At 53.8% G+C, this 1171-nt stretch carries 1 protein-coding gene and 1 pseudogene; both read right to left on the bottom strand.

The window, feature by feature from the left end:
* Positions 1 to 178: pseudogene (locus AC1DNW_RS35375) on the bottom strand (N-acetyltransferase); the annotation flags it as partial.
* Positions 171 to 1171 (bottom strand): Gfo/Idh/MocA family protein (locus AC1DNW_RS35370; protein WP_477855800.1); only part of this gene is annotated, 1001 nt, incomplete at its 5' end. The pseudogene AC1DNW_RS35375 and the gene AC1DNW_RS35370, both read right to left, overlap by 8 nt.

The following is a 1171-nucleotide window of genomic DNA, read 5'->3' as shown; positions in this document are numbered from 1 at the left end:
ATTGAATGCGTGTTCCAGAGCCAACGGAGACGCTTTTCTGAATTTCGACGAAAGGGCCGATGAAAACGTCGCTGCCGATTTCGCATCCGTACAAATTGACGGGTTCGACTACGGTGACATTGCCACCGAACTGGACGTCAGAAGCAATACCAACCGTTCTGCGTGTCAGTTCAGCCATTCTTGCCGCGCCCGAGTTTGGAATGACGCGGCACCACCGGGAGGAATACCTCCTTGCCGGTCTCGATGGATTCGTAGATCGCGTGGATCAGTTGAATGCTCTTGCGACCGATGCGCCCATCCACATCCTGCTGCCGACCGCTCACCAGACAATCAACAACATGCTCGTAATACATCTGATGGCCGAAGCCGTAGACGTTCGGCGGGTTGACCGAGTATTTGTCCATGACTTCATCGACATTGTCTCGGCCATCCGTGAAACTCCAGACCTTCATCTTGTTGACAGCAAAGCCACCAATCTCGACGGTTCCCGTTGCGCCCAGAACTGAAATCGAGCCTTCAAGATCCTTGGGTCGGGTTGCGGTGGTTGCTTCAATGAGGCCCAGTGCTCCGTTCTTGAACTTCAGAAGCACAACAGCCGTATCCTCCGTCTCTATATCGACAAGCGCTGTCGTGCTTTTCGCAAAAACACTGTCGACATCGCCCATCATCCATTCGAGCAGATCAATATGGTKGCTGGCCTGATTGGTCAGGACACCACCGTCCATAGCCCAGGTACCTCTCCACGGATCCTGATCATAGTAGCTCTGATCGCGACACCACCTGACCCGGATCGTGCCCATGACCATCTTGCCGAAACGACCGGCTTCAAGCGCGTCGCGAAGCTTGACCACAGGGACGTTAAAGCGGTTCTGCTTGACGACAAACAATCGCGACCCAGACGCATCACAGGCATCAATCATCGCATCCGCGTCCTCAAGAGTTAAGGCCATCGGCTTTTCGACAATGATAGGCTTGCCGTATTTTGCAAGTGCAATGACGTCCGTCGCGTGATTGMMGCTTTCAGTCAGGACTGAAACTGCATCGACGTCAATCTCACGCATCATTTCATGCATATCGGTGAAATAGGGGACGTTGAACCGCTCTCCGATCGCACGGGCCTTTTCCAGAACGATGTCACAGACTGCCGCGAGACGTGCGCCATCAATCTGGT

The sequence above is a fragment of the Rhizobium sp. 05L429 genome, assembly GCF_056397645.1.
Note: the sequence above shows the minus strand (reverse complement) of the source record. Positions and strands in the feature narration are given on the sequence as shown.